The sequence below is a fragment of the Scandinavium manionii genome (genome assembly GCF_024764775.1).
Lineage (GTDB): Bacteria > Pseudomonadota > Gammaproteobacteria > Enterobacterales > Enterobacteriaceae > Scandinavium > Scandinavium manionii.
The window spans coordinates 85570-107283 of record NZ_JALIGC010000029.1 but is presented as its reverse complement, the minus strand read 5'-3'; the positions used below and the strand labels follow the sequence as shown (position 1 = coordinate 107283).

The window sequence follows — 21714 nt, the reverse complement described above, 5'->3', positions numbered from 1 at the left end:
GGCCTGCCGCCAGCGTTCAATCTGAGCCATGATCAAACTCTTCAATTTAAGTTTGATGCTCATGAATTAAACTTCGTAATGAATTACGTATGTTCACTCATAAGACTTGGTATTCATTTAGTGTCCGAAGACATTAAGAATCCATGTCACTTTGAGTGCCCACACAGATTGTCTGATAAATTGTTAAAGAGCAGTGAGTTACGCGCTTTCGCTTGCTAACTCGAGGTCCCGTATAATACGCTTTCCTCATTCAGAGTCAAGCAATTATTTTCGCTTTTCTCTGTCAGGATTTCCTGAGAAACCCTTCTGACCCGGCGGCTAGCGTGCCGTTGTTCCGTGTCAGTGGAGGCGCATTATAGGGAGTTCTGAGACGTTGACAAGCCCTGTTTGCAAAAAACTTTTCAACCGTCTCTTTTTTACTCAAATGCCTACTAAACAGACAGCTTTTCGAGCCTTTCGAAGCCATAACGCTGCAAAACGGGGAAAAGTTGTTCAGTTTCTGCTGTCTGAGCCATACAGAAAGCGATATTCGTATCTGAAGATTTGGCATCAGGCGCTTCATGTTCAAGCAGCCAGGCCGTTCGCCGTGCAATTGCCGCGCCGGAATCAACCAGCCGCGTACCTTCCGGCAGAACTTCAAGCAGCTCATCCTGCAATAAAGGGAAATGCGTGCATCCCAGAACGACCGTATCTGGTGGCTCTGCCATTCTCAACCATGGGCGCAGAATGCGACGCAGTTCATCGAGTGGTACCGGTTCGCCATGCAGTTTCGCTTCCGCCAGTTCCACCAGCTCCGCTGAACCCAGCATTTCAATATGGCACTCATTCGCAAAGCGCTCGATCAACTCACGTGTATAAGGACGCTTTACCGTGCCACGCGTCGCCAGCAACCCAACCACACCGTTCGCCGTGAGACGTGCTGCCGGTTTAATCGCTGGCACCACCCCCACCACAGGAAAGGCGAATTTTTCGCGCAGACCAGGAAGTGAAACGGTACTTGCCGTGTTGCAGGCGATGATCGCCAGGGCGAGGGGATAACGCTGTTGAACCGCGGTGACTATCTCAAGCACGCGCTCGACGATGAAGGCTTCGCTCTTCTCGCCATAAGGAAAGGCAACGTTATCGAAAGCGTAGATGTAATGAAGATCCGGCAGCAGGTGCCGAATCTCATCATAAACCGACAACCCACCGACCCCGGAATCAAACACCAGGACAGTGGGACGTGGATCAGAAGGTGTAGCTGCCAGACAAGTTGTATTCCCGTCCTGCAGTTTCGTAGCCATAAACTGTCTCGTAGTCTTTATCGAACAGGTTGGCGATTTTACCACGAACTGTCAGGTGAGAGGTGACCGGATATGAAACTGCGACATCCCACAGGCTTACACCACCCATCTTAACGGTCTGATAGGTGTTGTAGTCGGTGTCGTATCGGGTGCCCAGGTAGTGGTACGTCACTCCCCAGTCAAAATCATACACCTGCCAGTCCAGCTGGTACTTCACCTGCTGTTTGGCTCGTCGCGGCAGCAGCTCATCGGTCTGGGCGTTACGAGCATCAAGATAGTCATAGCTCAGGGTGTGCGCTAACGGACCCGTGTCAAAGGATGCGGTAGCCTCAATACCTTTAATGCGCGCTTTGCCCACGTTATAATATTGATTCAGGTGGCTGTCGTAATCGATAAGATTATCGACATCATTACGATAACCAGACACACGCCAGTTCACGCCTGCCGTTAAGCCCTCAAAGGCCCCTTCCCACTGCTTACTTTCTTCCGGATCGAGATTCTCGTTGCCATAGAAGCCGTACAGCTGCCCCAGGTTCGGCGCTTTAAATGCCGTCCCGTAGGACGCCACGAAGCGATAGCCGTCGACAAATTCCCAGGCCGCACTGCCCTGCCAGGTGCCGTGATCGCCAAACTGCGAGTTATCGTCGCCGCGCACTGCGCCTTCAAAGGTAAACTCACCAAACTGTTGCAACGCCGTCAGGAAAATGCCGGTGTTACGAATATCGTAACCATTGGTCACGTAGCTGGTCCCTGGCTCGGTGCTTTGCTTCTGCCAGTCGATACCTGCGCCAACGTTGCCGTGGCCGACATCCACCGAATTCGCCCACTGTACGTTGTATTGTTTGACTTCGTCCAGCGTCGCCGTGGAATCATAGCGACCCAGATTTGGATCGTAGTTGTAATCTTTGCTGTGGCTGTAGCTGGACGTCAGCTGTGAATGGAAGATGTCATTATTGAAACGCACACCCGCGTCCCAGGTCTGGCTATAGAGCTGGCGCGTGTCGACCAATACATCAGGTGTATATGGACTGTAATAGGCATCGTAGGCCGTACGGTTGTCGTAGCCATAGCCACGAACAAACGCGCTCCACTCATCTGAGAAATTATGCTCCAGCGCGCCATACAAACTTTTACTGATAAAGCCATCGCGGTCCGGCTGTGCCAGTCCACCGTTATTACCGTCCGCTACGACATCGTAGCCTTTGGTATAGGTGTAGTCTCCGGCCAGCGTCACACGCGTGTTACCACCCAGCGTCTGCTGAGTGCTCCCGTTATAGCTCTGGTAGCCGTTTGACCCAATCCCGGCGTTCAGCGTCGTGCCATCTTTATCACGAGTGGTGATAATGTTAACCACGCCGCCGATCGCATCAGATCCATATACCGCCGAGCGCGGCCCGCGAATGTATTCGATACGCTGAACCAGGCTCACAGGGAACTGACTCAGGTCTGAGGAACCACTGACGCCGGCCTGGTTGAAACGAACGCCGTCCACCAAAATCAGCACATGGCTGGAGTTAGTTCCGCGAATAAATAAAGAAGAGCTTTGCCCGAGTCCACCATTCTGGGAAATATCAACACCAGGCAATCGACGCATAACGTCAGTAACAGAGGTGGATTGCCAACGGTCGATATCCTCACGCGTCACCACGGTGACAGGCGCCAGAACCGTATTAATAGGTTGTTGAAAACGGTTTGCCGTGACGACCATCGTGTCTGAGCTGCTATCCTGCGCCCAGCCAGAAAAAGCTGTGACGGAGAGCGCCGTCAGCAGCGAAGCTTTTTTAATCATTGTTAAAAGCATCCAATAAATAAGAAGGATGCCGCTGGTCTCATCAGTAGCTCGCGATGATGAGGATCCGTTGCGACGTACTCCGGCAGGTCTTCGGGCTAGAAGGCTCCCCAAACATAATCGGGGCAATGAAACGATGACTTCCCACCTACCGGCAGTGTCTGCTTACGCTCTCATTTCGCCTTACTCTACCGCTGCGCGTCAGCTCCAGATTTACACTGGATTCCCTTTTAACTCACAAGACCGGAAACAGGATGCTACATTCAGTAACATACAGATGTCCAGACTGCTAATCATGTAAGCCTGGCTATCAAGGGCTGGACATCCTGTGAGCATTCCCTACAATCGCCGCGTTATTTATCTCTTTCAGGAAGCATCATGACCCCCGAACACCTGCCGACAGAACAGTACGAGGCCCAGCTAGCAGAGAAAGTTGTCCGCCTGCAAAGCATGATGGCGCCACACAATGCCCCTGCGCCGGAGGTGTTCCGCTCACCTGTCAGTCACTACCGCATGCGTGCAGAATTCCGCATCTGGCACGACGGCGACGACCTCTATCACATCATCTTCGATCAGGCGACCAAACAGCGCATTCGTGTCGATACCTTCCCGGCGGCCAGCGAATTAATTAATGCGCTGATGAAAGCCGTGCTGGATGGCGTCAAGGGCGAAAAAGTCCTGCGTCACAAGCTGTTCCAGATTGATTACCTGACTACCATGAGTAATCAGGCTATCGTTTCTCTGCTTTATCATAAAAAGCTGGATGACGAATGGCAGGTCGCCGCGACCGCATTGCGTGATGTCCTGCGAGCTGCGAATCTGAATGTCCATCTGATTGGTCGTGCGACGAAAACCAAAATCGCGCTTGATCAGGACTTTATTGATGAACGTTTGCCGGTCGGCGGGCGGGAGATGATTTACCGTCAGGTGGAAAACAGCTTCACCCAGCCGAATGCGGCAATGAACATTCAGATGCTGGAATGGGCGCTTGCTGCGACCCAACATTCAAAAGGCGATTTGCTGGAGCTGTACTGTGGCAACGGTAACTTCTCGCTGGCGCTGGCGCGCAACTTTGACCGTGTATTAGCGACAGAAATTGCCAAACCGTCCGTGGCAGCGGCGCAATACAACATCGCGGCAAACCATATTGATAATGTGCAGATTATCCGGATGTCAGCGGAAGAGTTTACCCAAGCGATGAACGGCGTCCGCGAGTTTAACCGCTTGCAGGGTATCGATCTGAAGGGTTATCAGTGTGAAACGATTTTCGTCGATCCACCGCGCAGCGGGCTGGACAGCGAAACCGAGAAGATGGTGCAGGCGTACCCACGCATTCTGTACATTTCCTGTAATCCAGAAACGTTATGTAAGAATCTGGAAACGTTAGGCCAAACGCACAACGTTGAGCGCCTGGCGCTGTTCGATCAGTTCCCGTACACCCATCATATGGAGTGTGGGGTCTGGCTGACGAAGAAATAATCCGCCTTTTAGCCCTCTCATTGAGAGGGCTCATCCGCATTATTCCGCGATTTCAGCGTTACGATTACGCATCCGGAAACCAATCCAGAACACCATAATCACCGACAGCACGGCCGGGAAGAAGTTAGAGCCGATGTCCGGGTATTCCGCACGAACGACGGTACTGTAAACCAGTACGCCGAGGATGAAACACGCGGCGGCAAGCCCTGGCAGCCCAACCGGCATGGTGCGATTTTGGTAACGTTGATGCAGGCAGTACACCGTCAGCACCAGCGCAATCAAGGGGAATACGGTAAAGGGTACGATGGAGCTGAACAGTGCAGCAAATGTCCCATTAATGGATAAACCAGCGACCAACGCCAGTAACAACGTACCTCTGTCTTGACCTGTCTGTTTCATTACTCATCCTTCACGTTTTTCGGAATGGAGTGCACTTTCTCTTGTTCACGGCGATACCAGTAATACGCGCCTTTGGAAATCATCCGCAGCTGCAGTACCAGTCGCTCTTCTAATTGCCGACGCTGTTCAGGGCCGACGTCCAGTGCTTCTGCACCTGCACTAAATACGATGGTGACCATCGCTTCGGCTTGCGCTTCAGTGAAGGCGCGCGGCATATGGTTTTCGATTTCCAGATAGTCAGCAAGTTCCGCAATAAAGTGCTGAATCTCACGGGCGACGGCGGCACGAAACGCCGCAGAGGTGCCGGAACGTTCACGCAGCAGTAAGCGGAATGCGTTGGGGTTATTTCCAATAAACTCCATAAAGGTCGACACGGACGTACGAATAACGCTGCCGCCTTTGGCAATACGCTGACGCGCCTGACGCATAAGCTGACGTAGCATTAACCCGCTTTCGTCGACCATGGTCAGCCCGAGTTCGTCCACATCGCGGAAATGACGATAGAAAGAGGTCGGCGCAATCCCCGCCTCTCGCGCAACTTCACGCAGGCTCAGGCTGGCAAAACTTCTTTCAGCACTCAGTTGACTGAATGCTGCTTCCACCAGCGAACGCCGGGTTTTTTCTTTTTGTAGCGCTCTAACGCCCATCACGATGTCTGAATCCTTCCATCTGCCTTATCGGCACTATACCAGAGATTAAAACTAATCTGTTTGAGGTGCTTTGTGAATGATTGTTTACGGGCGGTTTGTGCTCTCCAGTGTGAAAAAAGCACAACGATAATTGGGTTATCGGGGCAATGATGTTACTATTCTGTTGCTTTTATGTATAAGAACAGGTAAGCCTTACCATGCCACACACCTACGATTATGATGCAATAGTAATTGGTTCTGGCCCGGGCGGCGAAGGCGCTGCAATGGGGCTGGTTAAGCAAGGAGCCCGTGTCGCCGTCATCGAGCGTTATCACAACGTCGGTGGTGGCTGTACCCACTGGGGCACCATCCCATCGAAAGCGCTTCGTCACGCCGTAAGCCGCATTATCGAATTCAACCAGAACCCTCTCTACAGCGACCATACCCGACTACTTCGTTCTTCATTCGCCGACATTCTCAACCATGCCGACAGCGTGATTAACCAGCAGACGCGGATGCGCCAGGGGTTCTACGAACGTAACCACTGCGAAATTCTGCAGGGCGACGCCCACTTTGTTGATGAGCACACCCTCGCACTCGAATGCCATGACGGCTCGGTCGAAACAGTGACTGCGGAGAAATTCATCATCGCCTGCGGCTCGCGCCCTTATCGTCCGGACGACGTCGACTTCTCGCACCCACGTGTCTACGACAGCGACTCCATCCTCAGCCTGCATCATGAACCACGCCACGTGATCATCTACGGGGCCGGGGTGATCGGCTGCGAATATGCATCTATCTTCCGCGGAATGGAGGTCAAAGTTGATTTGATCAACACCCGCGATCGCCTGTTGGCATTCCTCGATCAGGAAATGTCAGACTCCCTTTCGTATCACTTCTGGAACAGCGGCGTGGTCATTCGCCACAACGAAGAGTACGAGAAAATTGAAGGGATGGACGACGGCGTGATCATGCACCTGAAGTCCGGCAAAAAGCTCAAAGCAGACTGTTTACTGTTCGCTAACGGACGTACCGGTAACACCGACAGCCTGGCGTTGGAAAACATCGGCCTGCAAACCGACAGCCGCGGTCAGCTGAAAGTGAACAGCATGTACCAGACCGCCATTCCGCATATCTATGCGGTCGGCGACGTTATCGGTTACCCGAGTCTGGCCTCTGCGGCATACGATCAGGGCCGAATTGCTGCCCAGGCGCTGGTCAAAGGCGAAGCCACCGCGCACCTGATTGAAGACATTCCAACGGGCATCTACACCATCCCGGAAATCAGTTCTGTCGGGAAAACCGAACAGCAGCTGACGGCGATGAAAGTGCCGTACGAAGTCGGTCGGGCGCAGTTTAAGCACCTGGCGCGGGCGCAAATTGTCGGAATGAATGTGGGAACGCTGAAGATCCTGTTCCATCGGGAAACCAAGGAAATTTTGGGGATACACTGCTTTGGCGAGCGCGCGGCCGAAATCATTCACATCGGCCAGGCGATAATGGAGCAAAAAGGGGGTGGTAACACCATCGAGTACTTCGTTAACACCACCTTTAACTACCCGACCATGGCGGAAGCCTATCGGGTTGCTGCGCTGAACGGCTTAAACCGCCTGTTTTAACGGTTTATCGAAATGGCCATCCATCTGCGTGCGGATGGCCTCTGCCAGCTGCTCATAGCGGCTGCGCAGCGGTGACCCTGGACGGTAAACCAGACCGACGGTACGACGAGGCTCCGGCTTAATGCACGGCAGATAAACCACGCCATCACGTTTACGTTCTGGCGGCACAGCCAGCGCCGGTAACAGCGTGATGCCGCTGCCTGCTGCAACCATATTGCGCAGCGTTTCCAGACTGGTGGCGCGGAAATGGGTATCTTCATCCGCCCCCGCTTCAAAGCAAAAGCCCATCGCCTGGTCGCGCAGGCAGTGCCCGTCCTCCAGCATCAGCAGCTTTTCACCGGCCAGATCGGACATCGGCACGCGGTCGCGATTCGCCCACGGGTGATCTTCGTAAATAGCCAGCATCATCGGCTCATCGAACAGCGGCACCTCAATAAAGGCTTCACTCTCTTTGACCAATGCCAGGATTGCACAGTCGAGCTTACCGCTGTCGAGTTGCGCCAGCAGCTGATGGGTCTGTGCCTCGTGCAGATACATTTCCAGTTTCGGGAACGCCTGATGCAGCATAGGGATAATCTGCGGTAGCAGGTAAGGCCCCACGGTGGGGATCAGGCCAATATGCAGCGGTCCGGACATCGCTTCGCCCTGTTGGCTCGCCATTTCCTTGAGCACTTTTACCTCGCGCAGCACGGTGCGCGCCTGATCCACCAGCAATAATCCTGCCTGCGTAAACAGCACCTTACGGCTAGTACGCTCCAACAGCATTACGCCCAGCTCATCTTCCAGCTTACGGATCTGCCCACTTAACGTTGGCTGACTGACGTGACAGGAATCCGCCGCACGGCGAAAATGACGATGCTCAGCTAAGGCAACCAGGTATTCAAGATCACGAATATTCATTATCCATCCTCCATCGCCACGATAGTTCATGGCGATAGATAGCATAGCAATGAACGATTATCCCTATCAAGGGTTGTGGTCAATAATACTCCACATAAACGAGGCGGTACCTCACAAACCCTTGAAGCCACCGACCCGTTCAGAGTTCCTCTCTGATATGAATAACGAAAGCCAACGTGAACTTTGCGGACCCCGTGGTCCGCTTTTTTTACATAAAAAAGCCCGGCATTTCGCCAGGCTCGAACGGTATTTGTAAGCCGGGTAAGCGCAGCGCCACCCGGCATCAGCGATGATCAGAGTAAGCGCGCCTGCGCATCTTTAATCGCCTGCGCAACCTGCTTCGGCGAGACGCCGCCTTGAGCGGCACGCTTATCGAGGCACGATTGCAGCGACAGAATCGGATAAACATCGTCGTCAATCACTGCACTAAACTTCTGCAACTCTGCCAGCATCAGCGCTTCCAGCGGTTTGCCCTGGCGAATGGCTTCCACCACCGCTTCACCCACGATATGGTGCGCTTCACGGAATGGCACGCCTTTGGCGACCAGATAATCTGCAAGTTCGGTAGAGTTGGCATAACCCTGTTGCGCTGCTTCCTGACAACGCGGGCGTTTCACCTGAATACCGTCCAGCACCAGCGCGCCCATATGCAGGCAGTCGAGCCAGGTGTCCAGCGCGTCGAAGAGCCCTTCTTTGTCTTCCTGCATATCTTTGTTATACGCCAGCGGCAGACCTTTCAGGGTCATCATCATACCCGTTAGCGCGCCCTGCACGCGGCCGCATTTACCGCGAATAAGCTCCAGCGCATCCGGGTTTTTCTTCTGCGGCATCAGGGAAGAACCTGACGTCACGCGGTCAGAAAGCTCGACAAAGCCTGCTTCACCGGAGTTAAAGAAAATCAGGTCTTCCGCAAAACGCGACAGATGCACCATGCCAATGGAGGCGTTCGACAACAGCTCCAGCACGTGGTCCCTGTCGGACACGCTGTCCAGGCTGTTACGGGTTGCCGATGCAAAGCCCAGCCAGCCTGCCAGCTGTTCACGATCGATTTCATACGCGGTACCGGCCAGCGCACCGCTGCCCAGCGGGCTCACGTCCAGACGACGCAAGGTATCCTGCAAACGGCTTTCATCACGGGCCAGCATTTCGACATAGGCCAGACACCAGTGAGCAAAGGTCACCGGCTGTGCGCGTTGCAGGTGGGTATAACCCGGCATCACCGCGTCCTGATTGTTTTGCGCGGTTTCCACCAGGGCGACCTGCAACTGGCGATTAGCGCTCAGCAATTCAGCCACGGTGTCTTTGCACCACAGCTTGAGATCGGTCGCTACCTGGTCATTACGGCTACGTCCGGTATGCAGTTTTTTCCCCAGCTGGCCGACTTTATCGATAAGCTTGCCTTCCACCCAACTGTGAATATCTTCCGCGTCGCTCTCCAGAATCTGCTGCGGATTCGCACGCACTTCTTCGAGCAATACGTTCAGCGCTTCTTCAAGCTGCTGCTGTTCCGCTGCGGTCAATACGTGCACCGTCACCAGCGCTTTAGACCAGGCCACAGAGCCAATAATATCCTGCTCCGCCAGACGGTAGTCAAAGCGCAAAGAGTCGTTGAACTGTTTGAACCGCTGATCTGCTGCCTGAGTAAAACGCCCGCCCCAAAGTGCCATAACATGCTTCCTTCTCATTAATTTTCAGTGCCGGATGGCGCGATGCTTATCCGGCCTACAAGCTCAGGTAGGCCCGGCAAGCATCGCGCCGCCGGGCATCAGATCTTAAGCCAGAATACGCGTACCGATTGGCGTGCCGTTAAACAGCGATGGGAGCTGTTCGGCGTGACGCCATGAGGCGATATCTACCGGACGGCCCAGCGTGCGGGCGGCATCCAGCGCGGCATTCACTTTGACGACCATGCCATCGGTGATGATACCCTGGTCGATTAGCTGTTCCGCCTTCGCCGCCGTCATTTCGGCAATACGCTGGCCTTTACCGTCAAGAATACCGCTCACGTCGGAAAGCAGGATCAGATCCGCGCCGAGCGTGGCGGCCAGCGCCGTGGCTGCCTGGTCGGCGTTGACGTTCATCAACTGACCTTCTTCGGTCACGCCGATGGAGCTCACCACTGGCAGGAAACCACCTTCCAGCAAAGTATTAATCAGCTTCGGCGAACCCGGCTTCGCCAGACCGACGTGACCCAGCTCTTCGTCGAGCTGAGAAACCGTCACGCTGTCGCCGTCACCGAGATACAGGCCCACGGAGGCAATATGATGCTTTTTGGCCCACGCCAGCAGCGTTTTGTTGGCCGTTCCCGCCAGCGCACCAGTAATGATGTCAATCTGATCGGCAGGCGTCACACGCAGGCCATTCTTCTTTTTCACGGGCAGATTCAGCTGTTTCATCAGCTCGTCCACCACGCAACCGCCGCCGTGTACAATCACCAGCGGGCGTTGATGTTCCGTGCGGTAATGCACCAGCGCGGTAAACAGACGCTCCAGCGCTTCTTCACTGTCCAGCAGCACACCACCGAGTTTGATAATTAAAGGATTCATCATCAGGTATCCATTAAAGAAGAGACTGGGTTTCGGCATAGCCAAAACGAATGTTCGCGCACTGCACAGCCTGAGCCGCCGCGCCTTTCAGCAGGTTATCTTCTGCGGCGACCACAATCAGGTGCTCGCCCTGAACGGCAAAACCGATATCACAGAATGGCAGGCCAACCACATTTTTCAGTGCCGGCACGCCGTTGTCATACAGGCGCACCAGTGGTTTGCTGGCATATGCCTGATTAAAGACATCAGCCACCTGTTCGCGGGTCACACCCGGTTTCAGACGACAGGTAATGGTTTCCAGAATACCGCGTTTAAAGTTACCCAGATGCGGAGTGAAAATCACTTCTGCGCCCAGGTGAGTGGTGATTTCCGGATGATGGCGGTGGTTGAACACGCCATAAGGCTGCAGGCTAACTTCACAGAAACTATTGGCAATCGCCGCCTTGCGCCCGGCACCGCTGACGCCACTGGTGGCGTTGATCACCGGCCATTGGGAAAGATCTAACAGCCCGGCGTCGATCAACGGTTTGAGCGACAGCTGTGCCGCGGTCGGGTAGCAACCCGGCACAGCAATCAGATTCGCTTCTTTAATTTTGTCACCGCTCCACTCCGCCAGGCCATACACCGCCTGCACCAGCAACTCAGGGTGCTGGTGAGTGAAACCGTAATATTTCTGATAAAAATCAGCATCGTTAACGCGGAATGCGCCGGAAAGATCGAACACCACGCAGCCTGCGTCGAGGAACTGCGGCGCCAGATCGTGGCTCACTTCATGCGCTGTCGCGAGGAAAACCACGTCCACACCCGCGGAAAATTCGCGAATATCGGACATCGGCTGCAGTGGCAAATCGACAATGCCTTTCAGCTGCGGATGCAGATCAGAAATTAACTTTCCGGCATCATTGCTTTGCGCTGAGACCGTCAAAGCGGTTATGTTCATGTGCGGATGACGATTTACGTAACTCACCAGCTCAGCGCCTGCATAACCGCTTGCGCCTACAATCAGCGTATTCAACATCGGGTTCCTTTATGCTCAACGATAGTGTATTTTTATTCACTAATACTGCATGAATATTGATACTATCATGACCTGAGGTGTGTCAACAATGAAAAACAATTTACCGCCATTTATCGAGATTTACCGCGCATTGATCGCCACACCGTCCATCAGCGCCACCGAAGAATCCCTTGATCAAAGCAATGAAGGTTTAATCAATCTGCTGGCAGACTGGTTCTCCACGCTCGGCTTTAAAGTCGCCATTGAGCCAGTGCCTGGCACGCGCCATAAATTCAACCTGCTGGCCAGCATCGGAGAGGGTGCGGGCGGGCTACTTTTAACCGGTCACACGGACACCGTTCCGTTCGACGATGGTCGCTGGACGCGTGATCCTTTCACCCTGACCGAGCACGACAACAAGCTGTATGGCCTTGGCACCGCTGACATGAAGGGCTTCTTCGCCTTTATTCTCGATGCCCTGCGTGATGTCGACGTTACTCAGCTGAAAAAACCGCTGTATATCCTGGCCACCGCCGATGAAGAAACCAGTATGGCGGGCGCGCGTTATTTTTCCGAATCGACCGCGCTGCGTCCGGACTGCGCCATTATTGGCGAACCCACCTCGTTGCAACCGGTACGTGCTCACAAGGGCCATATTTCCAACGCCATTCGTGTGCTTGGGCAATCGGGGCACTCCAGCGATCCGGATCGTGGTGTGAATGCTATCGAGCTGATGCACGATGCGATTGGACGAATTATGCAATTGCGCGATTCACTGAAAGAGCGTTATCACTACGACGCTTTCGCTGTGCCTTACCCAACGCTCAATCTCGGCGCCATTCACGGCGGTGATGCTTCCAACCGCATTTGTGCCTGCTGCGAGCTACACATGGATATCCGTCCGCTGCCGGGCATGACGCTGGACGATCTTAATGGGCTGCTCACCGAAGCGCTGGCACCGGTCAGTGAAAAATGGCCAGGCCGCCTGACGGTGTCCGATTTACATCCACCAATCCCGGGCTACGCCTGCCCGCCAGATCATCAGCTGGTGCAGGTGGTGGAAAAACTGCTCGGCACCAAAACCGAAGTGGTGAACTACTGTACCGAAGCGCCGTATATTCAGACCCTGTGTCCGACGCTGGTACTCGGCCCAGGTTCGATAAACCAGGCGCATCAGCCAGATGAATACCTCGAAACGCGCTTTATCAAACCGACTCGCGAGTTGATTACCCAGGTCGTCCATCACTTTTGCTGGCATTAATTCTGCCATCACCCTCTCTGCCTGAGAGGGTGATCCTCCTCACATTTCCATAAGTAGCGCTTATCTCACTGCCGCTGAGTTAAATTTGGCAAATTTCCGCCATTTCTTCGTTTGCTGAAGCGATTTCGCAACAATTGACGTAGGGGTTTTTACGTGGCTTTATAAAGTGAAGACGAGAAAATACCGAATACCATGTCCGAACGATTTTGTATCGCCGTCAGCGGTCTCATTACGGTTGTGCGAAATCCAGGGACATACATAAATGAGATGGGGTGTCTGGGGTAATGAACGAACAATATTCCGCTTTGCGTAGTAATGTCAGTATGCTCGGTAAGGTGCTAGGGGAAACCATCAAGGATGCCCTTGGCGAGAACATTCTTGATCGCGTTGAAACCATTCGTAAGCTGTCAAAATCCTCCCGTGCAGGCAATGAAGCCAACCGCCAGGAGCTGCTTACCACGTTACAAAACCTGTCTAACGACGAACTGCTGCCGGTCGCCCGTGCATTCAGTCAGTTTCTGAATCTGGCGAATACCGCCGAGCAACATCACAGCATTTCGCCAAAAGGTGAAGCGGCCAGCAACCCGGAAGTGATTGCCCGCACCCTGCGTAAACTTAAAGATCAGCCCAACCTGAACGAAGCGATCATCAAAAAAGCGGTAGAAAACCTGTCGCTGGAACTGGTGCTGACCGCGCATCCGACGGAAATCACCCGCCGGACGCTGATCCACAAAATGGGGGAAATAAACAGCTGCCTCAAACAGCTGGATAACAAAGATATCGCCGACTATGAACGTCACCAGCTGATGCGCCGTCTGCGCCAGCTGATTGCCCAGTCCTGGCATACCGATGAAATCCGTAAGCATCGCCCCAGCCCGGTGGATGAAGCCAAATGGGGCTTTGCGGTGGTCGAAAACAGCCTGTGGGAAGGCGTGCCGAACTACCTGCGCGAGCTGAATGAACAGCTGGAAGAGAATCTTGGCTATCAACTGCCGGTCGATTTCGTGCCAGTGCGCTTCACCTCATGGATGGGTGGCGACCGCGACGGCAACCCGAACGTCACGTCCGATATCACCCGCAATGTCCTGCTGCTGGGCCGCTGGAAAGCCACTGATCTGTTCCTGAAAGACGTCCAGCTGTTGATCTCCGAGCTGTCGATGGTGGAATGCACCGACGAACTGCGCGAATACGTCGGTGAAGCGGGTGCTGCCGAACCTTATCGTTACCTGCTGAAAACCCTGCGCAGCCAGCTGATGGCGACCCAGGCCTGGCTCGAAGCGCGCCTGAAAGGCGAAAAACTGCCGAAACCGGCAGGCCTGCTGACGCAAAATGAACAGCTCTGGGAACCGCTGTACGCTTGCTATAAATCTCTGCAAGCCTGCGGGATGGGCATTATCGCTAATGGCGAACTGCTCGATACTCTGCGCCGCGTGAAATGCTTTGGCGTGCCGCTGGTGCGTATCGACGTGCGTCAGGAAAGCACTCGTCACACCGAAGCCCTGGGCGAACTGACCCGCTATCTCGGCATTGGCGATTACGAAAACTGGTCTGAAGCCGACAAGCAGGCGTTCCTGATCCGTGAACTGAATTCCAAACGCCCGCTGCTGCCGCGCCAGTGGCAGCCGAGCGAAGAAACGCGCGAAGTACTCGATACCTGTAAAGTGATTGCCGAAGCGCCGCAAGGCTCCGTTGCCGCCTACGTTATCTCAATGGCGAAAACGCCGTCCGACGTGCTGGCCGTGCATTTGCTGCTGAAAGAAGCCGGGATCGGCTTTGCGCTACCGGTTGCGCCGTTGTTTGAAACCCTCGATGACCTCAACAATGCTAACGATGTCATGACCCAGTTGCTGAATATCGACTGGTATCGCGGCTTCATCCAGGGCAAGCAGATGGTGATGATTGGCTATTCCGACTCCGCCAAAGACGCGGGCGTGATGGCTGCGTCCTGGGCGCAATATCAGGCGCAGGACGCGCTGATCAAAACCTGCGAAAAAGCAGGCATTGAGCTGACCCTGTTCCACGGTCGCGGCGGTTCTATTGGTCGCGGCGGCGCACCCGCCCATGCAGCGCTGCTCTCTCAACCGCCGGGCAGCCTGAAAGGCGGCCTGCGCGTTACCGAGCAGGGTGAGATGATCCGCTTCAAGTACGGCCTGCCGGAAGTCACCATCAGCAGCCTGTCGCTGTACACCAGCGCAATTCTCGAAGCGAACCTGCTGCCGCCACCGGAGCCAAAACCGGAATGGCGTCACATCATGGCCGAACTGTCGGATATCTCCTGTGACATGTATCGCGGCTACGTGCGTGAAAATAAAGATTTCGTGCCGTACTTCCGCTCTGCCACACCGGAACAGGAACTCGGCAAACTGCCGCTGGGTTCGCGTCCGGCAAAACGTCGTCCGACCGGCGGCGTAGAATCTCTGCGAGCCATTCCGTGGATTTTCGCATGGACGCAAAACCGACTGATGCTGCCGGCCTGGCTGGGTGCCGGTGCGGCGCTGCAAAAAGTGGTCGAAGACGGCAAACAGAGCGAACTGGAAACCATGTGTCGCGACTGGCCGTTCTTCTCAACGCGTCTGGGGATGCTGGAAATGGTCTTTGCCAAAGCCGACCTGTGGCTGGCGGAGTATTACGACCAGCGCCTGGTGAAGAAAGAACTGTGGCCACTGGGTGGCGAGCTGCGTCAGTTGCTGGAAGCGGACATCAAAGTGGTGCTGGATATCGCCAACGATTCGCATCTGATGGCTGACCTGCCGTGGATTGCCGAGTCTATCCAGCTGCGTAATATCTATACCGACCCGCTGAACGTGCTACAGGCCGAACTGCTGCACCGTTCACGTCTGGCCGAAGAAGAAGGCAAAGAACCGGATCCGCGCGTCGAGCAGGCGCTGATGGTCACCATCGCCGGGGTTGCGGCGGGTATGCGTAATACCGGCTAACAGCTCCACGCGATACGTTATAAATGCAAAACAGGCATCGCACAGCGATGCCTGTTTTTTTTGGCTCAGGAAACAGCTTGCTGGATTTTTGTAATATCAGTGTAAAAACACATACTGTTAATAGCCTGCACAACCTCCGAATCAGAAAGGACTAGTCTCATTTTGTGATGTGCATCACACATCAAAATGTGCATTACATTTGTCCAGTTTTTGGCAGATATGTCACGTGGTGGAGAGAGGCCAATCTCCCGTATTCTGTCACCAGAAAATCATTCCGGCTCTCTCCTCGGCGATGTTCATTTTAGGGCACGACGGAGAAGAGATTACTGTTCAGTAAGAGGAAAAAGACTGTGGAATTATATCTTGATACCGCCAACGTGGCGGAAGTAGAACGTCTGGCGCGTATCTTCCCCCTGGCTGGGGTGACAACCAACCCAAGCATTGTTGCAGCAGGAACAGAAACGCTCTGGGAAGTCCTCCCTCGCCTGCAAAAAGCCCTTGGCAAAGAAGGCACGCTGTTTGCACAGACCATGAGCCGCGATGCTCAGGGTATGGTGGAAGAAGCCAGACGTCTTCACGATGCTATACCGGGTATTGTGGTGAAAATCCCGGTAACAGCAGAAGGCTTAGCCGCCATCAAGCAACTGAAGAAAGAAGGAATAACCACCCTCGGGACTGCCGTATACAGTGCATCTCAGGGGCTGCTGGCAGCACTCGCAGGTGCGAAATACGTCGCCCCTTACGTAAATCGCATTGATGCTCAGGGCGGGGACGGTATTCGGACGGTGCAGGAGTTGCAAACCCTGCTCAAACTTCATGCACCTGACGCGATGATCCTGGCTGCAAGTTTTAAAACCCCGCGCCAGGCACTGGACTGCCTACTGGCAGGATGTGAAGCCATCACTCTGCCGTTAGATGTCGCACAGCAGATGCTTAACACGCCTGCGGTGGAATCTGCGATAGAGAAATTTGAGCAGGACTGGAACAGCGCATTTGGTCAACTGACCCTGTAACCGCACCCTTCATACTCCCGGCGCCTGCCGGGAGTATTCAATAACCGCCCAGTTTCATTCTGATGATGTCACACGAAGACCTTACAGCAGGTCGAAGCGATCCAGATTCATCACTTTCACCCACGCCGCCACGAAGTCTTTCACAAACTTCTCTTTGGCATCTTCACAGGCATACACTTCAGCCAGGGCGCGCAGTACGGCGTTAGAACCAAATACCAGGTCTGAACGCGTTGCGGTGTATTTCACTTCCCCGCTCTGGCGGCAACGACCTTCAAACAGCTCATTAGAGGTATCCGTTGCTTTCCACTCGTTGCGCATATCCAGCAGATTTGCGAAGAAATCGTTGCTGAGCACGCCCACGTTTTCAGTGAATACGCCGTGTTTACTGCCATCAAAGTTCGCGCCGAGCACACGGAGACCACCGACCAGGACAGTCATTTCCGGCGCGGTCAGCGTCAGCTGCTGGGCTTTATCAATCAGCAGTGATTCAGTGGTTGCAGCATCCAAACGCGCACGGTAATTACGGAAACCGTCAGCCGCAGGCTCCATCAGATTGAACATTTCAACGTCCGTCTGATCCTGACGCGCATCGACACGGCCAGCAACGAAAGGCACGGTGACAGACACGCCCGCTGCTTTGGCTGCTTGCTCAACACCCACCACGCCTGCCAGCACGATGATATCGGCCAGTGACGCTTTGTGCGCAGATTTATAGATGCCTTCAAGTACCGGAAGAACACGTGCCGCCGTGGCGTTCACTTCCCAATGACGCTGCGGATCCAGTGCCAGACGTGCGCCGTTAGCGCCGCCACGCTTATCACCACCGCGGAAAGTAGACGCAGATGCCCACGCTACCGACACCAGCTCACTGACAGACAGTCCTGAAGCGGCAATATCCTCTTTCAGACTCTCAATATCATACGCTGATGGCTGGAAGAACGGATGCGGCAACGGATCCTGCCAAATCAGATCTTCTTTTGGTACTTCCGGCCCGATATAACGTGCCTTCGGCCCCATATCCCGGTGCGTCAGTTTGTACCACGCGCGAGCAAAGGCTTCATTGAAGGCCTGAGGATCGTTAAGGAAACGACGGGAAATTTTTTCGAAATCCGGATCGAAACGCAACGTCAGGTCGGTGACCAACATGGTCGGCTTACGTTTCTTCGACGGATCGAACGGGTCAGGAACAATTTCTGGTGCATCAGCGGCTTCAAACTGAATCGCACCCGCCGGGCTGCGGGTCTGTACCCACTCATATTTGAAGAGGTTCTCGAAGAAGTAGTTGCTCCACTGGGTCGGGGTTTGCGACCACACCACTTCCAGACCAGAGGTGATCGCGTCTGCACCCACGCCGGTACCGTGGCTGCTCGCCCATCCCAGACCCTGGGACTCAATCGACGCCGCTTCAGGATCGGCCCCCACATGCGTTGCGGCAGCAGCACCGTGGGTTTTACCCAGCGTATGCCCACCCGCAATCAGCGCCACGGTTTCTTCGTCGTTCATCCCCATGTTGCCGAAAGTGGCGCGAATGGCCGCCGCGGCAGACAGCGGCTCGCCGCTGGCGTTTGGCCCTTCCGGGTTCACGTAAATCAGGCCCATTTCAGTGGCTGCCAGCGGGCGTTTTGCCAGAACTTCAGGGTCACGGTGTTCCAGCCAGGCTTTTTCATCGCCCCAGTTTACGTCGAGGTCCGGTTCCCAGACGTCTTCACGCCCGGCACCAAAACCAAAAGTACGGAAGCCGGAGTTTTCCAGGGCGACGTTACCCGCGAGGATAAACAAGTCAGCCCAGGAAATTTTCTGCCCATATTTCTGTTTGACAGGCCACAGCAGTCGGCGAGCTTTATCGAGGCTGACGTTGTCCGGCCAGGAGTTCAGCGGCGCAAAACGTTGCTGACCGCGACCGGCACCGCCGCGACCGTCAACGGAGCGATAAGTACCGGCCCCGTGCCAGGCCATACGGATAAACAGGCCTGCGTAGTTGCCCCAGTCGGCTGGCCACCACGGCTGTGAATCGGTTAACAGCGCTTTGAGGTCGCCTTTCAGCGCGGCATAATCTAATTTGCTAAATTCTTTGCGGTAATCAAACGCTTCGCCCAGCGGGTTCGAGCGGTTGGAATGCTGATTGAGGAGATCGACTCGAAGTTGTTTTGGCCACCAGTCACGCGTGCTGGTCCCTGCTCCTGCGCTTTCATCATGTCCGCCCTGATGAAACGGGCACTTTCCTGCTGACAACGTATTGTGATCGTTTTCGTTTGTGCTCATCTTCCTGCTCCCTTCAGTGTTTTAATACCAGGATATACAGCTCTGCAGATAAGTTATAGATGAAAAAATCTACAGATTTGATAGTTATTTCCTTATGGCTATGAACAAGCTAACAAAAGCTATTAGTGGAAACGTTGATGTATCCGTAAACTTTCAGTAATAGACATAGATTATGCATGGAAAAGCATCTCATGATCTTTCAGCGTTTCTTCGTGAATCAATCGGGAGTGTTAACTTTATGGAACAGAAGGATATCCGCATTACCCGAATCATGGCGTCATTGATTGAATCAATGGATGTTCCCGGCACCTGCTATTTCGCGTCGGAACGCGGAACCCTGCCACCGCTGGCGTTTAAGGTCGATTCCCCCCGCCTGGAGATAGTCCTGAGCGGTGAAATCGGCGACGGCCCGTTTAACCTGCGTCAACACGACATGCTGTTTGTACCTGCGGGGAGCTGGAATTGTCCGCAGTGGACAACACCTGCCACCACTCTCAGTATTCTGTTTGGTAAACAACAGCTAGGCTTTAGCGTCAAGCACTGGGATGGCCAGCAGTTAGTAAACGTGGCGAAGCAGCACGTCGCCCGCCGAGGCCCGCGCGTAGGCTCGTTTTTGCTACAGGCGCTGAATGAAATTCAGATGCAGCCTCAGGAGACGCACACGGCAAAACTGATCGTGTTTAGCCTGCTGAGTCACTGTGCGGATTTGCTGGGTAGTCATATTCAGACGGCCTCCCGCAGTGGCGCGCTGTTCGAAGCGATCCGCAGCCACATCGACACCCATTATGCCGAACCGTTAAGCCGGGAATCCGTGGCCCACGCGTTTTATATTTCGCCCAACTATCTGTCGCATCTGTTCAATAAAAGCGGCACGCTGGGCTTTAACGAATACCTGAACTATACCCGGCTGGAAAAAGCCAAAACGCTACTCAAAAACTATGACCTGAAAGTGAAAGAAGTGGCGCACGTTTGCGGTTTTACTGACAGCAACTATTTTTGTCGCCTGTTTCGTAAGAATACCGAACGCTCCCCGTCGGAGTACCGTCGGCAATATCACAGCCAGTTGCTTATGAAAGAGTGATAGGGGGTGCTGAGGCGCGGAAAGAAGTTTTCGTACCGCGGTGGGCCCCTGCCGATCCTGACCCAGCATCGGCGACAATCCGCCATCGGCAAGTTGCTCTCCGGCGAACCGTCCATCCAGCGTGGCACCCAACGGTACATGCGCGGACACGGTGTATGAACCAGGGGGAAACAGCCCACCGCGCGGGTTGCGGTATTTTTCCACCTCTTTGCAGTAATAACGCAGCAGATCGGCGCTGATGTTGTCCACTTCGTCGATGTCGTTACCGTATTTCTCAAAACGATTGATCAACCTGGCGCGGATTTTTATCCCGTCTTCGCTGGCGAAGTTCGCCTTCAGCACCGCCTCAACGGATGCGCCGTGCAGCGCACTTTCCGTTATTTATACCGACGACGGCGAGAAACCAACTGGCCCTCTCACGAGGGCCGCTTTTTTTACACCGCCGGGCGCACGCCCAGAGTGTGGCAGATGGCGTAACTCATTTCGGCGCGGTTCAGGGTGTAGAAATGGAAATCCTTCACCCCTTCGCGGCTGAGGATTTTCACCATGTCCATCGCGATATTAGCCCCTACCAGCTTGCGGGTTTCCGCGTCGTCGTCCAGCCCTTCGAACATTTTCGCCATCCAGGTTGGGATGCGCACGTTGGTCATGTCGGCAAATTTCTTTGCCTGTTTGAAGTTAGAGACCGGCAGAATGCCCGGAATAATTTCTACGTCGATACCGGTTGAAGCACAACGATCGCGGAAACGCAGATAACTTTCCACGTCGAAGAAGAACTGGGTGATCGCGCGGTTTGCCCCGGCGTCTACTTTACGTTTCAGGTTGAGCAAATCCGCCTGCGCGCTTTTCGCTTCCGGATGCACTTCCGGGTACGCCGCAACTGAGATATCAAAGTCACCCACATCTTTCAGCAGTGCGACCAGGTCTGTGGCATACATGTCCGGTTTACCGCTGCCCGGTGGCAGGTCGCCACGCAGTGCGACGATATGACGAATACCGTTGTTCCAGTAGTCCTGGGCGATGGCGCGCAGTTCATCACGCGTTGCATCGATGCAGGTTAAATGTGGCGCGGCTTCAAGCCCGGTGCGATCCTTGATGCCTTTGATGATGCTGTGCGTACGGTCACGCTCGCCAGAGTTCGCACCGTAAGTGACGGAAACGAATTTCGGCTTCAGGCTGCTCAGGCGATCGATAGAGGCCCACAGGGTCTGCTCCATTTCACTGGTGCGCGGCGGGAAAAACTCAAAGGAAACGTTAATCTGGCCCTGTACTTCTGCCAGGCTCTGATTCAGGGCTTCCCGCTGGTTGGCGTGAAAAAAGCTCATACCTTACCTCTTCAATCGCATGTCGTTATATGTTGTGTTATGAGCATCTATACGTTTAGACGTCCAGATGTAAAAATGACGGAAAAGAGTGATGACGTCAACAGAAAAAACAGCAGAAAGCGTGAGGATTGTTCAGCGAAGATGAAAAAAATTCAGGATGGCAGGGCGTCCTCTCCCGTTGCGGGAGAGGACGTA

The 21714-nt window shown here is 54.2% G+C and carries 16 protein-coding genes, 1 pseudogene and 1 riboswitch; of the genes and pseudogenes, 6 read left to right on the top strand and 11 right to left on the bottom strand.

The window, feature by feature from the left end:
* Positions 1 to 431 precede the first annotated feature (431 nt).
* Positions 432 to 1283, bottom strand: coding sequence for a glutamate racemase (gene murI, locus MUU51_RS01870; RefSeq protein WP_159776378.1), 852 nt, complete (start codon positions 1281 to 1283; stop codon positions 432 to 434).
* Complete coding sequence (btuB, locus tag MUU51_RS01865; RefSeq protein WP_258966971.1) at positions 1228 to 3072, bottom strand: TonB-dependent vitamin B12 receptor BtuB; 1845 nt, start codon at positions 3070 to 3072, stop codon at positions 1228 to 1230. The genes murI and btuB overlap by 56 nt, the downstream gene beginning before the upstream one ends.
* A gap of 67 nt (positions 3073 to 3139) precedes the next feature.
* Positions 3140 to 3335, bottom strand: a riboswitch (cobalamin riboswitch).
* A gap of 115 nt (positions 3336 to 3450) precedes the next feature.
* Here btuB and trmA point away from each other — a divergent pair.
* On the top strand, positions 3451 to 4551 hold the full coding sequence (gene trmA / locus MUU51_RS01860; protein ID WP_159776382.1) for a tRNA (uridine(54)-C5)-methyltransferase TrmA: 1101 nt from the start codon (positions 3451 to 3453) through the stop codon (positions 4549 to 4551).
* A 39-nt stretch (positions 4552 to 4590) separates the two neighbouring features.
* Here trmA and MUU51_RS01855 read toward each other — a convergent pair whose 3' ends face one another.
* Both MUU51_RS01855 and fabR read right to left on the bottom strand, forming a co-directional pair.
* Positions 4591 to 4950 carry a YijD family membrane protein gene (locus MUU51_RS01855; RefSeq protein WP_110511840.1) on the bottom strand — a complete coding sequence of 120 codons (360 nt, stop codon included), beginning with the start codon at positions 4948 to 4950 and terminating at the stop codon, positions 4591 to 4593.
* Positions 4950 to 5600: an HTH-type transcriptional repressor FabR gene (fabR, locus tag MUU51_RS01850; protein WP_159776385.1), complete on the bottom strand. Its 651-nt coding sequence runs from the start codon at positions 5598 to 5600 to the stop codon at positions 4950 to 4952. The genes MUU51_RS01855 and fabR overlap by 1 nt, the downstream gene beginning before the upstream one ends.
* A gap of 197 nt (positions 5601 to 5797) precedes the next feature.
* On the opposite strand from fabR, the gene sthA reads away from it, so the two are divergent.
* Positions 5798 to 7198 carry a Si-specific NAD(P)(+) transhydrogenase gene (gene sthA / locus MUU51_RS01845; RefSeq protein WP_159761565.1) on the top strand — a complete coding sequence of 467 codons (1401 nt, stop codon included), beginning with the start codon at positions 5798 to 5800 and terminating at the stop codon, positions 7196 to 7198.
* On the opposite strand, the gene oxyR is transcribed toward sthA, so the two are convergent.
* The 4 genes from oxyR to argC form a co-directional block, all read right to left on the bottom strand.
* Positions 7181 to 8098, bottom strand: a complete 918-nt coding sequence (oxyR, locus tag MUU51_RS01840; protein ID WP_159776387.1) for a DNA-binding transcriptional regulator OxyR — start codon at positions 8096 to 8098, stop codon at positions 7181 to 7183. The genes sthA and oxyR overlap by 18 nt on opposite strands.
* A 293-nt stretch (positions 8099 to 8391) precedes the next feature.
* On the bottom strand, positions 8392 to 9765 hold the full coding sequence (gene argH / locus MUU51_RS01835) for an argininosuccinate lyase (RefSeq protein ID WP_258966970.1): 1374 nt from the start codon (positions 9763 to 9765) through the stop codon (positions 8392 to 8394).
* Positions 9766 to 9870: 105 nt separating this feature from the next.
* On the bottom strand, positions 9871 to 10647 hold the full coding sequence (gene argB / locus MUU51_RS01830) for an acetylglutamate kinase (protein WP_159776391.1): 777 nt from the start codon (positions 10645 to 10647) through the stop codon (positions 9871 to 9873).
* A gap of 10 nt (positions 10648 to 10657) precedes the next feature.
* Entirely contained in the window at positions 10658 to 11662 is a 1005-nt protein-coding gene (gene argC / locus MUU51_RS01825; protein ID WP_258966969.1) for an N-acetyl-gamma-glutamyl-phosphate reductase, read from the bottom strand.
* Between the two features lie 88 nt (positions 11663 to 11750).
* On the opposite strand from argC, the gene argE reads away from it, so the two are divergent.
* The 3 genes from argE to fsa all read left to right on the top strand — a co-directional run bounded on the left by argE (position 11751) and on the right by fsa (position 16851).
* A complete protein-coding gene (argE, locus tag MUU51_RS01820; protein ID WP_159776395.1) occupies positions 11751 to 12902 on the top strand; it encodes an acetylornithine deacetylase in 1152 nt (383 codons plus the stop codon).
* 284 nt (positions 12903 to 13186) lie between these two features.
* The gene (ppc, locus tag MUU51_RS01815; RefSeq protein WP_159776397.1) at positions 13187 to 15838 is read left to right on the top strand and encodes a phosphoenolpyruvate carboxylase; all 2652 of its coding nucleotides are present in this window, start codon (positions 13187 to 13189) and stop codon (positions 15836 to 15838) included.
* A 350-nt stretch (positions 15839 to 16188) separates the two neighbouring features.
* Positions 16189 to 16851 carry a fructose-6-phosphate aldolase gene (gene fsa / locus MUU51_RS01810; protein WP_258966968.1) on the top strand — a complete coding sequence of 221 codons (663 nt, stop codon included), beginning with the start codon at positions 16189 to 16191 and terminating at the stop codon, positions 16849 to 16851.
* Positions 16852 to 16932: 81 nt separating this feature from the next.
* Here fsa and katG read toward each other — a convergent pair whose 3' ends face one another.
* The gene (gene katG, locus MUU51_RS01805; RefSeq protein ID WP_159776401.1) at positions 16933 to 19113 is read right to left on the bottom strand and encodes a catalase/peroxidase HPI; all 2181 of its coding nucleotides are present in this window, start codon (positions 19111 to 19113) and stop codon (positions 16933 to 16935) included.
* 271 nt (positions 19114 to 19384) lie between these two features.
* Between katG and MUU51_RS01800 the strand changes: the two genes are divergently transcribed.
* Positions 19385 to 20194: an AraC family transcriptional regulator gene (locus MUU51_RS01800; protein WP_374684781.1), complete on the top strand. Its 810-nt coding sequence runs from the start codon at positions 19385 to 19387 to the stop codon at positions 20192 to 20194.
* 18 nt (positions 20195 to 20212) lie between these two features.
* On the opposite strand, the pseudogene MUU51_RS01795 reads toward MUU51_RS01800, so the two are convergent.
* Together MUU51_RS01795 and metF are read right to left on the bottom strand one after the other, a co-directional pair.
* Positions 20213 to 20539 (bottom strand): annotated as a pseudogene (locus tag MUU51_RS01795) (pyruvate formate lyase family protein); the annotation flags it as partial.
* Positions 20540 to 20628: 89 nt separating this feature from the next.
* Positions 20629 to 21519: a methylenetetrahydrofolate reductase gene (metF, locus tag MUU51_RS01785; RefSeq protein WP_110511850.1), complete on the bottom strand. Its 891-nt coding sequence runs from the start codon at positions 21517 to 21519 to the stop codon at positions 20629 to 20631.
* Positions 21520 to 21714 lie beyond the last annotated feature (195 nt).

What these genes read in the sequence shown, in the direction of transcription:
- murI (WP_159776378.1), bottom strand. Translation starts at nt 1,283, where the DNA reads ATGGCTACGAAACTGCAGGACGGGAATACAACTTGTCTGGCAGCTACA.
- btuB (WP_258966971.1), bottom strand. Translation starts at nt 3,072, where the DNA reads ATGATTAAAAAAGCTTCGCTGCTGACGGCGCTCTCCGTCACAGCTTTT.
- trmA (WP_159776382.1), top strand. Translation starts at nt 3,451, where the DNA reads ATGACCCCCGAACACCTGCCGACAGAACAGTACGAGGCCCAGCTAGCA.
- MUU51_RS01855 (WP_110511840.1), bottom strand. Translation starts at nt 4,950, where the DNA reads ATGAAACAGACAGGTCAAGACAGAGGTACGTTGTTACTGGCGTTGGTC.
- sthA (WP_159761565.1), top strand. Translation starts at nt 5,798, where the DNA reads ATGCCACACACCTACGATTATGATGCAATAGTAATTGGTTCTGGCCCG.
- oxyR (WP_159776387.1), bottom strand. Translation starts at nt 8,098, where the DNA reads ATGAATATTCGTGATCTTGAATACCTGGTTGCCTTAGCTGAGCATCGT.
- argH (WP_258966970.1), bottom strand. Translation starts at nt 9,765, where the DNA reads ATGGCACTTTGGGGCGGGCGTTTTACTCAGGCAGCAGATCAGCGGTTC.
- argB (WP_159776391.1), bottom strand. Translation starts at nt 10,647, where the DNA reads ATGATGAATCCTTTAATTATCAAACTCGGTGGTGTGCTGCTGGACAGT.
- argC (WP_258966969.1), bottom strand. Translation starts at nt 11,662, where the DNA reads ATGTTGAATACGCTGATTGTAGGCGCAAGCGGTTATGCAGGCGCTGAG.
- argE (WP_159776395.1), top strand. Translation starts at nt 11,751, where the DNA reads ATGAAAAACAATTTACCGCCATTTATCGAGATTTACCGCGCATTGATC.
- ppc (WP_159776397.1), top strand. Translation starts at nt 13,187, where the DNA reads ATGAACGAACAATATTCCGCTTTGCGTAGTAATGTCAGTATGCTCGGT.
- katG (WP_159776401.1), bottom strand. Translation starts at nt 19,113, where the DNA reads ATGAGCACAAACGAAAACGATCACAATACGTTGTCAGCAGGAAAGTGC.
- MUU51_RS01800 (WP_374684781.1), top strand. Translation starts at nt 19,385, where the DNA reads ATGGCGTCATTGATTGAATCAATGGATGTTCCCGGCACCTGCTATTTC.
- metF (WP_110511850.1), bottom strand. Translation starts at nt 21,519, where the DNA reads ATGAGCTTTTTTCACGCCAACCAGCGGGAAGCCCTGAATCAGAGCCTG.